Below are 13,889 nucleotides of genomic sequence, written 5' to 3'. Positions count from 1 at the left end.
CGCTGGACTTCGGCGATCACCCGTGAAAGGGGAAACTGCCAAACGAGCTTCTGACAGGATCGATCCCATGCAGATTCGCGAGGCGCTGACCTTCGATGACGTGCTTCTGGTTCCGGCAGCCTCCAGCGTGCTGCCCTCGACCGCCGACGTGACCACGCGCGTCACCGCGCGGATCCCGCTGAACATCCCGCTTCTCAGTTCTGCGATGGACACGGTGACCGAAAGCCGGATGGCCATCGCCATGGCGCAGGCCGGCGGCCTGGGCGTGATCCACCGCAACCTGACGATTGCGGAACAGGCCGACGAGGTGCGCCGGGTCAAGCGGTTCGAGAGCGGCATCGTCTACAATCCGGTGACGCTGCGCCCCGATCAGACCCTCGCCGACGCAAAGGAGCTGCAGGACCGCTACAACGTCACGGGCTTTCCGGTCGTGGACGACCATGGCCGGGTGCTCGGCATCGTGACCAACCGCGACATGCGGTTTGCCAGCGACGATACCACCCCCGTGCGGGTGATGATGACGGCCGAGAACCTTGCGATCCTGCGCGAACCCGCAGACCGGGCCGAGGCGCTGAGCCTGATGAAGGCGCGGCGGATCGAGAAGCTGCTGGTCACCGATGATCGCGGTCACCTGACCGGACTGCTGACCCTGAGAGACAGCGAAAAGGCAGTGCTGAACCCGGTGGCCTGCAAGGACGACAAGGGGCGGCTGCGGGTCGCGGCCGCGTCGACCGTGGGTGACGAGGGGTTCGAACGCAGCAAGGCCCTGATCGACGCCGGCGTCGACCTGCTGGTCATCGACACCGCGCATGGCCATTCCGAGGGCGTGGCGGCAGCGGTCCGGCGGATCAAGCAGATCGACGCCGACATCCAGGTCTGCGCCGGGAACGTCGCCACCGCCCAGGGCGCACGGGCCCTGGTCAACGCAGGGGCCGACGCGGTTAAGGTCGGCATCGGCCCGGGGTCGATCTGCACCACCCGGATCGTGGCGGGCGTCGGCGTGCCGCAGCTGACCGCCATCATCGACGCCGTCGCAGGTGCCGGCGATGTCCCGGTGATCGCCGATGGCGGGATCAAGTATTCGGGCGATTTCGCCAAGGCAATCGCGGCGGGTGCCAGCTGTGCCATGGTCGGCAGTGCCATTGCAGGAACAGACGAAAGCCCCGGCGAGGTGATCCTGTACCAGGGCCGCTCGTTTAAGGCCTACCGGGGCATGGGATCGCTCGGCGCCATGGCGCGTGGCTCGGCCGATCGCTATTTCCAGAAGGACGCTGCGAGCGACAAGCTGGTGCCCGAGGGGATCGAGGGACAGGTGCCCTACAAGGGCTCGGCAACCGCCGTCCTGCACCAGTTGGTGGGCGGTCTGCGCGCCGCGATGGGCTATACCGGCAACGCGACCATTGCGCAGATGCGCGGCGGCTGCGAATTCGTCCGCATCACTGGCGCAGGACTGAACGAGAGCCACGTGCACGATGTGCAGATTACCCGGGAAAGTCCGAACTATCGTCTTGGTTAGCGGACGTGACTAGCGGGAGTGCCCAGCCCGCTCCTGAGGCAGGACGTAGGCCGTCGATTCCCGACCCTCCGCGACAGGACAAGTCAGGTCGGAGAAAGATCGAGTCATCAACTAATCTTCGGGCGGAGATCAAGCACCGAACCTGACGCTTCGCTGGCTTCGCGGCCGATCAGAGCATGTGGATTAGCATCGTTCGGCCGGCAGAAGCTCGCCGATAGGGAATACCGGCTCTGGTCGCTGCTTTTGCTCACCGTCCATGAGGGTTAACAAGCACCGGTTCCGAGTAACCCGTGCGAGACGTCCATGAAACCTCACCATGACCATCTGGATTGTGCGAAAGGCATTTCCATAGTTCTTGTGGTGGTCTTTCATTCGACCATCGCCTTGCAGGATCTGGCGAACAGCAAATACTGGCTGCTCAACAATTTCATGTCTCCCATCAGAATGCCCGTGTTTTTCTTCATTTCCGGTTTCCTGGCGCGCAAAACGATCGAAACTGCAGCTCAAGACAAGATCATCAGAAAAGTTTCCACGTTCGTCTATCTGTTCGCAGTCTGGTCCATCCTGCATCTCGCATGGCAGGCGGTATCGCCGATGTCGTCCGAACCTGTGGCGAGCGAATGGATCGAATTCATGTACAGCCCGAGCAGTGTTTTGTGGTTCATCTGGGCATTGGCGATCTACTTCTGCGTCGCTCGGGCCGGACAGGTGGCGAACAGGAAGCTGATCTTTGTCGCGGCCTTGCTGCTTTCGCTTTCAACATATCTCGGATTCATAGACTTCGAGAACTATGCCCATGAAAATGTCCTCGAGTTCCTGCCGGTATTCCTTTTTGGTGTCTGGTATTCAGAGCCGCTGATCAACTCACGGAGGCTCCGGCATCCCGTGGCTTTCCCGATCTCGCTTATGGTATTCACAGCGGGCTTTCTCGTTCTCTATCGCGGCCACCTCCCCGACCATGTCGACGGAGCCGCAACATTCCTGATGGCCGGGCTTGGCGTTGTCGTGGGTCTCTCCACGTCGATATTCCTGTCCCGCTTTGATTTCCTCAAGCGCGTTCCCGTGTTCCTGGGTCGGAACACTCTCGGCATTTATGTCGCACATTCTCCGATCGTGGGCCTGCTGGCCGGCGCACTTTCCCTGAAACTGTCCAACCCGACGCTCTTGTCGCTGACCGGCGTTCCTCTGGTTTCCGCCGCTGCCATTCTCGTTTCGCTCGGGATGAAGCGACTGCTGGACCGCGTGGGGTTCGGATGGCTGTACACGCTTCCCTTCGCAGCAGGGAGACAGAACCGTGTTGCGTCGGCCTGAGACCCGCACCGCTCAAGGCCGTGGCAGGATCCGCGATGTGCCGGTGCGACATACCTGTGGGTGGTTTCTGACATCCCGATGCCCGCTAGACCGCCGGCAGCACGGAATTTTCTTCAACGCGGCTGTCGAACCATGGCGAGACCTCTTCTATGTGAAGGTGAAGCCTGCGATCAGCGCACCCTCCGGTGGCGACAGGCGCATCAACTTGAACATGCCGTTCACCCCCGCAATGAGGATCAGGGTGTAGATCGCTGCGTAAGCGAGGCGCATTTGGGCGAAACGGGTGAGAACCACGATCAGAAAGGCGAGAGTGGCAAGGTCGAGCCCCAGCAGGAAGATTCCGAGGCCGTACAGCAGAAGCAGTGCCGCGACCGGATATTCGTCGCGCGCGTCAAACCGGAACGCCGCGCGTTGCTGCCAGAGCAGGCGGAACTCCCGCAGCAGGACGAAGATCGACAGCGCCACACCTGGAACGATCGCCAGCAACGGCAGCAACCGGGCATTGGGGCGGAAGCCGATCGACTCGAACGCTGCATAGGCAAAGAACACCATGGAGAGGACGGCGAGGACCAGGCGGGATACGGTCGGTCCGGTCCCCGGATCATCCTCGTCCCCGCTCAGCAGGACTGCTTCCATCTCTGCACTCGGCGCATATTTCCGCCGCATCGCGACGATGAAGCGCCAGACGATCGGCAGAACGATGAAACTCGCGACGACCAGCACGCCCGGGCGGAGCAGCCAGCTCCAGCCGTAGATCTGGTTGGTAAGCCAGAAATACTGTTCCATGGGTCCGGCGAGCACGAAACCGACAAGAACGGGCGCCCGCGGCCAGCCGGCGTGTTTCATGTACCAGCCGACCATCCCCAGAGCGAGCAGAACGGCGACGTCGCCAAAGGTCTGGGTGGACTGATACGCCCCCGCAACCATGACCAGCAGCAGCGGCGCGGCGATCAGGGCGAATCTGATCCGGGTCAGCCGCGCCATCAGCGGGCTGATCGCGAAGCAGATCCCCGCGCCGACGACTGAGGCCAGCGCAACACTCCAGACGATCAGATACAGCAGTGTCGGCTGCTCGCTCACCATCCGGGGGCCGGGATAGAAGCCGAAGGAATACAGCGCCCCCAGGAATATGGCGGCTGCCGGACCGCCGGGAACACTGAACAGAAGGGTCGGCACCAGATCCGAAATGACCGTTGCGTTATTCGCCCCTTCTGCAGCGGCGATGCCGCGGATCTCGCCCTTTCCGAACCGCGACTTGTCCTTTGCCGAACGCATCGAGTCGCCATAGGCGACCCAGGTGGAGGCGTTCGCGCCGACCGCCGGGACGAACCCGCCGAATGTTCCGATCAGTGCGCCGCGCAGGGCGACCCACTTGTTCTTCCAGAAAATGGCGAGACCCGGTCCCCAACTGCTAACAACCTGCCGGCTCGTCGAGATGCCGCCCCCGCCGGCAAGCATCCCGATGACCTCGGCAATGGCAAACAGTCCCAGGGCGACGATCGTCAGCGACAGTCCGTCGAGCAGATAGGCCTGCCCGAAGGTGAAGCGATAGTTGGCGGCCGCAGGAGCCGGGCCCACCGCCCCCAGCAGAAGGCCCATGCAGCCTGCCAGGATCCCGACCGCGAGGTCCTTCCCGACCATGCTGGAGGCAAAGTAGAGACCCACGACCGCAAACATCAGGAGCTCCGGCGTGCCCAGTGCCAGAACGATGGGACCGGCCACGGGGATCGCGAGAGCCAGGGTCAGAGCGCCGACCACTCCGCCCAGCATCGACGCAAGAAATCCGACCCCGAGTGCGGTAGAGGCCTCGCCACGCTTGGCCATGGCATGGCCCTCGATCGCGGTCGGCGCCGATGCCGGGGAACCCGGCGCACCCAGCAGGACGGAGGTGATGGTGTCCGACGTATACACGACAGAAATGGCCCCCAGCAGCATGGCCAGACCACCAAGTTCGTCGAACAGGAAGATGAACGGCAGCATGATGGACACGGCCGCGACGCCGCCGAGCCCCGGCATCATCCCGAACACCATCCCGGCAAGCATGCCGGTGAACAATGCCAGCAGCCGCATGGGCTCGAACAACTCACCGAGTGCGGCAACCGCATGTTCCATCTATTTCTCCAGGCACCAAAGGACGACGACGCAGCCGCGCCGTCGCCAGTCGATCACGTCCATCGGTTCAGAACTGGACGTCGTACTTCTCGGAAAGCAGCTTGATCAGGTACTCCCGCACCTCGTCAGAGGGTTGCAGAGCGGCCCGCAACGGCCCTTCGGCATATGCCGGCAGCGTCAACGGATATCCGCCGACAACGTCCTTGGCTTCTTCCTGGAACTCCGGATCGGCGTTGATGCGTTCCACGGCGTCTGCGTACAGCGTGATGATGTCGTCCGGCGTGTCTGGATGCAGATAGGCGGTCAGACCGAACGCGAGGGTCAGCGCGGCCATCGCGTTGTAGGCGTCCCATTCGACCCCGCTTGGCGCTTCGCCATGCAGGTCCGTGTAGGCTTCGTGAACCGAGGGCAGATCCGGAACGGCGGGGTCCCGCTCTGTCATGTTGCCGTCCGCGGCCATGTAGCCACCCGACATCAGGGCGACGGCATCACCGGCGGCGACCGTATCCGCGACCTGGGTCAGGTAGACGGGGGTGAACTGGAAGTCGACGTTCGTTTCGCCGCGTTCGAAGGACAGACGGATCGGGCCGCGGCCGGTGAAGCCAAGGGCGGAGTTCACGTCCACATCGAACAACTCGAATGAGAGAAGCGTCGGAAGATCGCTGGCTGCAGCGCCGATCCCCCCATAGATCAGCCCGTCCGCCTTCACGAAGTCCTCGACGGTCTTGATGCCGGTCGCGGCCGACACATAGGTCACGCTCCCGAACGGCAGCCCATAGGCCACCCGGTAGGCGGCGAGGTCGTATTCCACCTCGGGCTGGCCCAGAACGTAGGGGTTTGCCGTCGACGACGTGGTGAAGAGAAGGCGCAGCCCGTCCGGCTCGGCATTGGCCTCGAACCACTTGGCGCCGAGGATCGAACCACCGCCTTCCCGGTTGATCACCTCGACGTTCGGATTCCCCTCAAGGTGGCGCTCGAAGTATTTCTCGAGGAAACGAGCGGCCACGTCCGTTGCGCCGCCCGGCGCGAACGGAACGATGACCTCGATCGTCTGCCCCGAAAAATCCGCCTGTGCGGGTGTCCCAAACAGCCCTGCGACGACCGCCGCCGCGACGCTGCATGTTCCCCAACCTGTGTGCCGTATCATGGTGTTCTCCTCCACTTGTGATGTCTAGACGACGGGATTGCTCAGGGTGCCGATCCCCGAGATGCTCACCTCCATGCGGTCACCCTTCTTCAGGAACCGGGGCGGCTGAAATCCGATCCCGACCCCGGCCGGGGTTCCGGTTGCGATGATGTCGCCGGGCTGCAGCGTCATTGTCGCCGTCAGGGTCTCGATCAGCGTGGGGATGTCGAAAACCAGATCCGCGACCTTGGCCTGCTGGCGCACCTCGCCGTTGATCTTCGTCAGCAGTTCCAGTGCGCTCACATCACCGATCTCGTCAGACGTGACGATCCACGGGCCAAGGGGACCGAACGTGTCGAGGCTCTTGCCGATGAGCCACTGATTGTGGCGTTTCTGCAGTTCGCGCGAGGTGACGTCATTGAAGATCGTGTAACCGAAGATGCAATCATACGCATCTTTCCGCGACACCTGCTGCGCCTTTTTGCCGATCACGAGGGCCAGCTCGCCCTCGTAGTCGACGCTGCCGGTCGGATCGAGCGAGGCCCTGACCTCCGCACCCTTACCCACCAGGCAAGAGCCGGTCTTGCCGAAGATCACCGGCTGTGTCGGCACTTCTTCCCGTCCGGTGGAATCGAAGCCGCTGCCAAAGAATTCCTTGGCGTGGGCGTGATAGTTCTTGCCGACGCAGAGGATGGTTGCACGCGAGGAGACGGCCGGGGGCAGCAGCCGGACGTCATCCAAGCGGATCCGCCGAAGCGCCGGCGCAGTGGCGTCCGAACGCCCTTCGATCACCGAGAGGAGCGCGGCGCCGGGTTCGCCTTCGTGAAGGACGGCGAGTTCGTCGCCCTCGACTCTCGCCAGTCCGGTTCTGCCATCCACCTCGAATGCTGCAAGTTTCATTGATTCCTCGACGGTCAGGGTTTTTGTCGACAAAAGCTGATTGTATCGGGATTGACTTGTCAACCTCGGTCAGCATCATGGCCTCATGAAGGTTTCGCTGATTTCGCGCTCAGAGCCGTCTCTGGTTGAACAGGCTCACACGCTCCTCCGGCGCGATATCGTGTCGGGAGAACGCGCGCCCGGCGAGAAGCTGAGGATCGAGCGGCTGCGGGCCATTTACGGGATCGGGCCGTCGCCACTCCGCGAGGCCCTGCAGCGGCTTGCGGCTGATCAGCTGGTGATCCTGAACAGCAATCGCGGGTTCCAGGTTGCGCCTCTCGATCCCGAGGAGTTCCGCGACCTCAATCGCGCGAGGATTGCACTGGAGACAGCGGCCCTGCGGCTGTCGATAGAGCACGGGGGCGAAGAGTGGGAGGCGGGCATCGTCGCCGCCGCCTATTCACTGGAGAAGCAGGACAGGCTGCTGCTGACAGGTGAGATGCAGGACTTCGAACAGTGGGAGCAGCTGAACGCGCGCTTTCATACCGCGCTGGTGGCTGCGTGCGGCAGCCGCTGGCTCCTGAAGCAACGCGGCGTGCTTCAGGAGCAGTGCGAGCGCTACAGACGTGCATCCGTCTACCATGCGCGGCTGGAGCGTAACCTGCTGGACGAGCATCGGGACCTCGCCCGTGCGACGCTGGCCCGGGAAACCGAAACCGCCTGCCGGCTCGTCACCGAGCACTTCGACAAGACCGGCCAAAGCCTGACCGCATTGCTCGCCTAGCAAGACGGCGCCGCACGCCTCTGTTCACGGAGGGGGCACGTCACAGGCGCCTTGCAGTCGACCCCGTCACGACTGTGGGGCCGGATCCACGGTGCGACTGCCGCTTTCCTCGGCGACCCTCCTCCTGCCCCGTCCGAACAGCGACAGCACGAACACGAAGAACACCGGCACGAACATCAGCGAGAACACGGTTGCGGCGATCATGCCGCCGATCACGCCGATACCGATGGCGTTCTGGCTGGCCGAGCTGGCGCCGCTGGCGGTAGCCATGGGAACCACGCCCAGGGTAAAGGCGAGCGAGGTCATCAGGATCGGGCGGAAGCGCAGCTTCGCGGCTTCGAGCGCCGAGTCGCGCAGCGACGTGCCGTGGGCGTGCAGCTCCTTTGCGAATTCGACGATCAGGATCGCGTTCTTGGCCGACAGCCCCATGATCGTGATCAGGCCGACCTTGAAGTAGATGTCGTTCGGCAATCCGAAGATCCAGGCCGCTGCCACGCTGCCCGAGACGCCCAGCGGTACGGCCAGCATGACCGAGAGCGGGATCGACCAGCTTTCGTACAGCCCGGCCAGCAGCAGGAACACGAACAGCACGCTGAGTGCATAGAGCAGCGCCTCTTGCGAGCCGGCCTCGATCTCCTCGAGCGACTGGCCGGTCCATTCGAAGCCGAACCCTTCGGGCAATTGCAACGCGAGCGTCTCGAGCTCCTCCATCGCCTCGCCTGTCGTATAGCCCTCAGCGGCCTGGCCGGAGATGCGGGTTGAGGCATAACCGTTATAGCCCACCACCTGCGTGGGCCCGTTCTGCCAGTGCACCGTGGCAAAGGACGACAGCGGAACCATGCCCCCATTGTGGTTGCGCACGGTCAGGTCCAGCAGATCCTCGGCAGCCATCCGTGCGGTCTCGTCCGCCTGAACGACGACGCGCTGCAGACGCCCCTCGTTCGGAAAGTCGTTGACGTAGGACGAGGCAAGATTCTGCGAGATGGTCGCGTTGATGTCGGCAAAGGTGACGCCGAAGGTGTTCGCCTTCTCGCGGTCGATGGTCAGGACCACCTGGGCGGCCGGCGGCATGCCCTCGGTCCGGAGTCCCGTCGCCACGCCGTTGGCGGTGGCCATCTCGATCAGCTGCTGGGTCGCCGCCTGCAGCGCCTGCTGGCCGTTGCCTCCCCGGTCCTGCAGCCGGAAGCTGAAGCCCCCGGCGCTGCCGAGCCCCATGATCGGCGGCGGCGACAGCGCAAAGGCGCGCGCGTCCTTGAGCCCGAACAACTGCATGTTCGCCTCGTCGGCCACGTCCTGCGCGGACTGCGCCCGTTCGTCCCAGTTCTTCAGCGTCACGAACATCAGCGCGGCGTTGGGACCCGACCCGGAGAAGCTGAAGCCGCGGATCGAAACGACGTTCTCGACGGGCTCCTTCGCACCAAAGAGCTCCTCGGCCTGCCGGATCACCGCGTCGGTGCGGTTCGCCGATGCGGTCGGGGGTGCCTGCAGGTCGACGATGATGAAACCCTGATCCTCGTTGGGCACGAAGGAACCTGGCAGGCCAGTGAACCCATACCCCATGGCGCCGACGATCAGCAGATAGACAAGCATCACAAGCCCGCTGCGCCCGGTCAGGCGCCGCGTGGTGGCGGAATAGCCCCGCTGCGTCGCATCGAAGCCGCGATTGAACAGGCCGAACGGGGTGAAGCGTCCACGCCGCTGGTGATGACCCGGCGGAATCGCCTTGAGGAACGTGGCACAAAGCGCCGGCGTGAGGCTGAGCGCGAGGAAGGACGAGAACAGGATCGCCACCACCATCGTCACCGAGAACTGCCGGTAGATGATGCCCGATGCGCCGGGAAAGAACGCCATGGGGATGAACACCGCCGACAGCACCAGCGAGATCCCGACGATGGCGCCGGTGATCTGGCCCATGGCCTTGCGCGTCGCCTGAAGCGGCGGCAGGCCCTCGCTGGCCATGATCCGCTCGACGTTCTCGACCACCACGATGGCATCGTCGACAAGGATACCGATCGCCAGAACCATGGCGAACATGGTCAGCACGTTGATCGAGAAGCCGAGCACCATCATCACTGCAAATGTGCCGAGCAGCGCCACCGGGACGACCAGCGTCGGGATCAGCGTGTAGCGGATGTTCTGCAGGAAGATGAACATCACGACGAAGACCAGGGCCACCGCCTCGATCAGCGTCATCACGACCTTGGAAATCGACTTCTCGACGAACGGGGCCGTGTCGTAGGGAATCGCGAAGTCGATGCCGCGGGGGAAGAACGGCTTCAGCTCCTCCATCTTCTCGCGCACGGCGGCCGAGGTCGCCAGGGCGTTGCCGGTCGAGGTCAGCTGGATACCCACCGCGGCGACCGGCTGGCCGTTCAGGCGCGAGGCGAAGCCGTAGGTTTCGCTGCCCATCTCGACGCGCGCCACGTCGCCCAAGCGGACCGCAGAGCCGTCGGGATTGGCCCGCAGGACGATGTTGCGGAACTCCTCCAGCGTGGAGAGCTGGCCCTTGACCAGGACGTTGGCGGTCAGCTGCTGGGTAATCGGGTTCGGATCGGCCCCGATCTGGCCAGCAGCCACCTGCGCGTTCTGCGCGCCGATCGCATTCGTCACGTCGGCGCTCGTCATGTTCAGGCCCGTCAAGCGGTCCGGGTCGATCCAGACCCGCATCGAGCGGCCGGCCGCGAAAAGCTGGGCGTTGCCGACGCCTTCGATCCGGCGCAACTCGCCCAGCACGTTGCGGGTGAGGTAGTCGGCCAGATCGACGGCATCATAGCTGTCGTCCGTCGCCGTGAGCGCGACCATCATCAGAAAGCCCGACCCGGCCTCCTGCACGGTGATGCCCAGCTGCACGACCGAGCGCGGCAACCGCGGCTCGACCCGGCGGACGGCGTTCTGCACGTCCACCGTCGCCGAATCCACATCGGCGCCAGCCTGGAAGGTGGCGGTGATGGTGATCATCCCCGAGGAGTCAGAGGTGGACTCGAAATATCGCAGCCCCTCGATCGTGTTCAGCTCCTCCTCGATGGGCTGGGCCACACCCTCGTACATCTCCTCGGGCGAGGCGCCGGTATAGATCGCGCGGATCGTCAGCTGCGGTGGCGCGATCTGCGGATACTGGCTGATCGGCAGGCTGGGGATCGCAAGAACGCCCCCCAGTGAAATGAAGATGGCGATGACCCAGGCAAGGACGGGTCGACCGATGAATAGCTGTGCCATGATCCGCTCTTCAGTTTGCCGCTGCGCCGGTGGTCGGAGATTCGGCCTGGTCGTCCGCGGTTTGACCGTCGCGCGACGCATCGGCCGCGGGCTGAGCCGACTCCGGGTCCGGCGACGCCTCGTCCGCGGCCGCGGCATCGACCGGTTCGGGTGCCACTTTCGCACCGGGGTAGAGCTTCTGCGCGCCCTCCACCACGACCACCTCGCCAGGTTCCAGCCCGCTCTGGACAAGCCACCGGTCCTCCAGCGGCACGCCCAAGCGGACCGGGCGCAGGTCTACCGTGTTTTCTGCACCCATCACATAGACCTGCGGGTTGCCGCGGCCGTCGCGCAATACGGCCTTCTGGGGAATCGCGATGGCGTTCTGATTGACCGCCTGCTCGATCCGCACCCGCACATAGAGCCCTGGCAGCAGCAGCCCGTCGGGGTTCGGGAACTCGGCTCGCAGGGTGACTTGGCCGGTGGTCTCGTCCACCGCCGCTTCGGAGAACAGCAACGTCCCGCGATGCTCATACGGGCTGCCGTCGTCGAAGCGAAGCTGAACCGTTGCCTCATCTGGCGCCGTGGCAACCAGTTCGCCGGCGTCAAGGGCGCGGCGCAGCGCGAACATCTCGGATGTCGACTGGGTGAAATCCACATAGACGGGGTCGAGCTGCTGGATCAGGGCCAGATGCTCGCCGGCGGTCGAACTGACCAGGGCGCCTTCGGTCACCAGCGCCCGGCCGATCACGCCGCTGATCGGCGCCCGGACCTCGGTATAGTCCAGGTTCAACTGCGCCTCGGCCAGCTGCGCTTCGGCGATCGCGACGTCGGCCTTGCCCTGCAGAACCACGGTTTCGGCATGCTCCAGCTCGACACCGGCCGACACGTTCCGCTCGCGGAGCTGCTGCTGCCGGTCAAGCTCGACCTGTGCGCTCGACAGCGTCGCCTGGGCCCTTGCCAGCGCGGCCTCGGCAGCTGCCACCTGCACCCTGAACGGGGCCGCGTCGATGCGGTAGAGGACGTCGCCCTCGTTCACGAGTGTTCCCTGCTCGAACACCCGCTCCTCCAGGATGCCCGAGACGCGGGGCCGGACTTCCGAGATCCGTGTGGCCGAGATCCGCCCGGGCAACTCGTTGATGATCGGCAGCTGTTCGGCCGCGACTTCGAGCACGCTCACCGGCGTTGGCGGCATCTGCGGCTGCTGGGCGGACAACGGGGCCAAACCCAGGCCCACGGCCGCGGCGACGGCCATCTGCAGCAAGCGTTGCATCATCGTTCAGTCTCTCATCTTACCGTGGCGCAAAGCGCTAGCGCCCCTTGGCCGAAATGATGTGATGTGGTCGGGCATGTGGCTAAGTCGCGGGAATCGCAAGTCCTCGAACTCGGAATAGTCGAGAACCGACCCTGCCCGGCTTGGCGCACATGTGCCAGCATGTCGCACCCGTCACGGACGATTGCAATCAGCCGGTGACATCTTCCTGTCTATCGTCCCGCCGATTGCGCGCAGCCCGTGTGATTGATCCGCGCCAAGCTCTCCATTTCTGCACCGGCTGACCCGCGAGAGCATGCAAAGCAACAGCGTGGCCACCAGAGAAGGATTGAATGCCCGGTCGTAGGCCCGTGTCGGCGGCCACTAGTTTTGGGAAAACAATCGACGCGGCTCTAGCCCTTGCGCGTCCTGAGTGCTCTCGCAGCATGGCGGGGGAGGATAGCAAGGCAATCGGCATAACGGCGAGCCAGACGACGCGGGTCGAGGAGCAGTCGCCACAGCCATTCCGCGGCGAGGCTGCGGACCCAACCTGGCGCCCGCGTCTGGGTTCCCGCCAGGAAATCCAAGCCTGCCCCCACCGACAGGAACCCCATCCCGGGCAGTTGCGCGAAGGCCCGCGCAGCAAAAATCTCCTGCCTCGGCGCCCCGAGCGCTAGAAAAGAGAGGCCGGCACCCGAGGCGGCGAGTTCCTTGATTACAGCATCGGCGCCGAGTCCTTCAGGATCGAACCTCATCGGCGGCGCGATTTTGGCTGCGATGGTTAAGCCGGGCACCGCATCCATCAGCGAGCGGGCGGCGGCCTCGAGCACCTGAGGGGTCCCGCCGACCAGAGCGACGGGAATCTGGCGCGCCGCGGCTAGTCGCGCGGCGGGGAGGACCAGATCAGATCCGGTAACCAATTCGACTCGCCTGCCCGCCAGTCGGGACAGCCACACGATCGGGTTACCGTCCGCGGTTACGTGACTGTGGGCGGCATAGGCCGCACGGAACGGCAGGTCCCGTTCCAGCTTGACAAGATGGTCAAGATTGAGCGTGGCGATCGCGAAGCCCGTGCCCTCGTCCATGCGGGCGCCGAGATCGTGCAGTAGCCCGGTCCGCTCAGTCACATTGACCATCGCAGGGTCTTCTCCTGATCTGTCCGCGGACCAGTTAATCATCTCGTCGCTTTCAGCCTGTTGCTGTTCCCTCAAGCGGATACCCGTGGTGGCGCGTCTCGCCGACGGACCATCCTGTCTATCGCCTCGTCGATGCGCCGCCCTTACCAGATAACCAGCAGTGCAACTTAGTGTCATCAACTGCAACGTGCTTGCGACGACATGCGCCAGTGGATCGTGCCTGCTGGCGCTGATCTGCGACGTCGTGATTGGGGCGGATATTGGTCAAGCTCGGCGAGCAATCAGCGGCCCTTTCCGCTCTGCGACGGTCAAGTCGCTTCACGTGCCACTCCTAGTGCACTTCGTGGACGCAGGTCTGCGAACGTAATCCGGTGCCCCGCCGAGGCTGCGTGTTACGGGTCCGCATTCTAGCTTCGCCTTTGGCTCGGATGCTACGCAGTGGCGCCTGACGCTGACAGCGGACGGAGACGGACCATCTCGTCCGGCGCATCGATGCGTCGAGCTTCCGGCGGGTCGATTTACGCAGAGACATGACCAAAAGGCGTAGAAGCCACGAAGTCCGTAGTCGCACGCCTCCT

The 13,889-nt window shown here is 64.2% G+C and carries 9 protein-coding genes; 3 read left to right on the top strand and 6 right to left on the bottom strand.

Annotated elements, in window-relative coordinates:
* Nucleotides 1-67 precede the first annotated feature (67 nt).
* Both guaB and Q0938_RS04570 read left to right on the top strand, forming a co-directional pair.
* Complete coding sequence (gene guaB / locus Q0938_RS04575; protein WP_299359679.1) at nucleotides 68-1,516, top strand: IMP dehydrogenase; 1,449 nt, start codon at nucleotides 68-70, stop codon at nucleotides 1,514-1,516.
* Nucleotides 1,517-1,819: 303 nt separating this feature from the next.
* Entirely contained in the window at nucleotides 1,820-2,827 is a 1,008-nt protein-coding gene (locus Q0938_RS04570) for an acyltransferase (RefSeq protein ID WP_299359677.1), read from the top strand.
* Nucleotides 2,828-2,974: 147 nt separating this feature from the next.
* Here Q0938_RS04570 and Q0938_RS04565 read toward each other — a convergent pair whose 3' ends face one another.
* The 3 genes from Q0938_RS04565 to Q0938_RS04555 form a co-directional block, all read right to left on the bottom strand.
* Complete coding sequence (locus Q0938_RS04565) at nucleotides 2,975-4,939, bottom strand: tripartite tricarboxylate transporter permease (RefSeq protein ID WP_299359675.1); 1,965 nt, start codon at nucleotides 4,937-4,939, stop codon at nucleotides 2,975-2,977.
* A gap of 67 nt (nucleotides 4,940-5,006) precedes the next feature.
* Complete coding sequence (locus tag Q0938_RS04560) at nucleotides 5,007-6,086, bottom strand: tricarboxylate transporter (RefSeq protein ID WP_299359672.1); 1,080 nt, start codon at nucleotides 6,084-6,086, stop codon at nucleotides 5,007-5,009.
* 24 nt (nucleotides 6,087-6,110) lie between these two features.
* Nucleotides 6,111-6,965: a fumarylacetoacetate hydrolase family protein gene (locus Q0938_RS04555; protein ID WP_299359670.1), complete on the bottom strand. Its 855-nt coding sequence runs from the start codon at nucleotides 6,963-6,965 to the stop codon at nucleotides 6,111-6,113.
* An 85-nt stretch (nucleotides 6,966-7,050) separates the two neighbouring features.
* Here Q0938_RS04555 and Q0938_RS04550 point away from each other — a divergent pair, with 85 nt between their 5' ends.
* On the top strand, nucleotides 7,051-7,728 hold the full coding sequence (locus Q0938_RS04550) for an FCD domain-containing protein (RefSeq protein WP_299359668.1): 678 nt from the start codon (nucleotides 7,051-7,053) through the stop codon (nucleotides 7,726-7,728).
* A 66-nt stretch (nucleotides 7,729-7,794) separates the two neighbouring features.
* Here Q0938_RS04550 and Q0938_RS04545 read toward each other — a convergent pair whose 3' ends face one another.
* From Q0938_RS04545 to Q0938_RS04535, 3 genes are all read right to left on the bottom strand, one after another.
* Entirely contained in the window at nucleotides 7,795-10,944 is a 3,150-nt protein-coding gene (locus Q0938_RS04545) for a multidrug efflux RND transporter permease subunit (protein WP_299359666.1), read from the bottom strand.
* Between the two features lie 10 nt (nucleotides 10,945-10,954).
* On the bottom strand, nucleotides 10,955-12,199 hold the full coding sequence (locus tag Q0938_RS04540; protein ID WP_299359663.1) for an efflux RND transporter periplasmic adaptor subunit: 1,245 nt from the start codon (nucleotides 12,197-12,199) through the stop codon (nucleotides 10,955-10,957).
* Between the two features lie 389 nt (nucleotides 12,200-12,588).
* Entirely contained in the window at nucleotides 12,589-13,311 is a 723-nt protein-coding gene (locus Q0938_RS04535) for a WecB/TagA/CpsF family glycosyltransferase (protein WP_299359660.1), read from the bottom strand.
* Nucleotides 13,312-13,889: the final 578 nt, after the last annotated feature.

This window comes from uncultured Paracoccus sp., from assembly GCF_947496875.1.
Classification (GTDB): Bacteria; Pseudomonadota; Alphaproteobacteria; order Rhodobacterales; family Rhodobacteraceae; genus Paracoccus.
The sequence above is the reverse complement of the archived record's forward strand: the minus strand, read 5'-3'. Positions and strand labels throughout refer to the sequence as shown.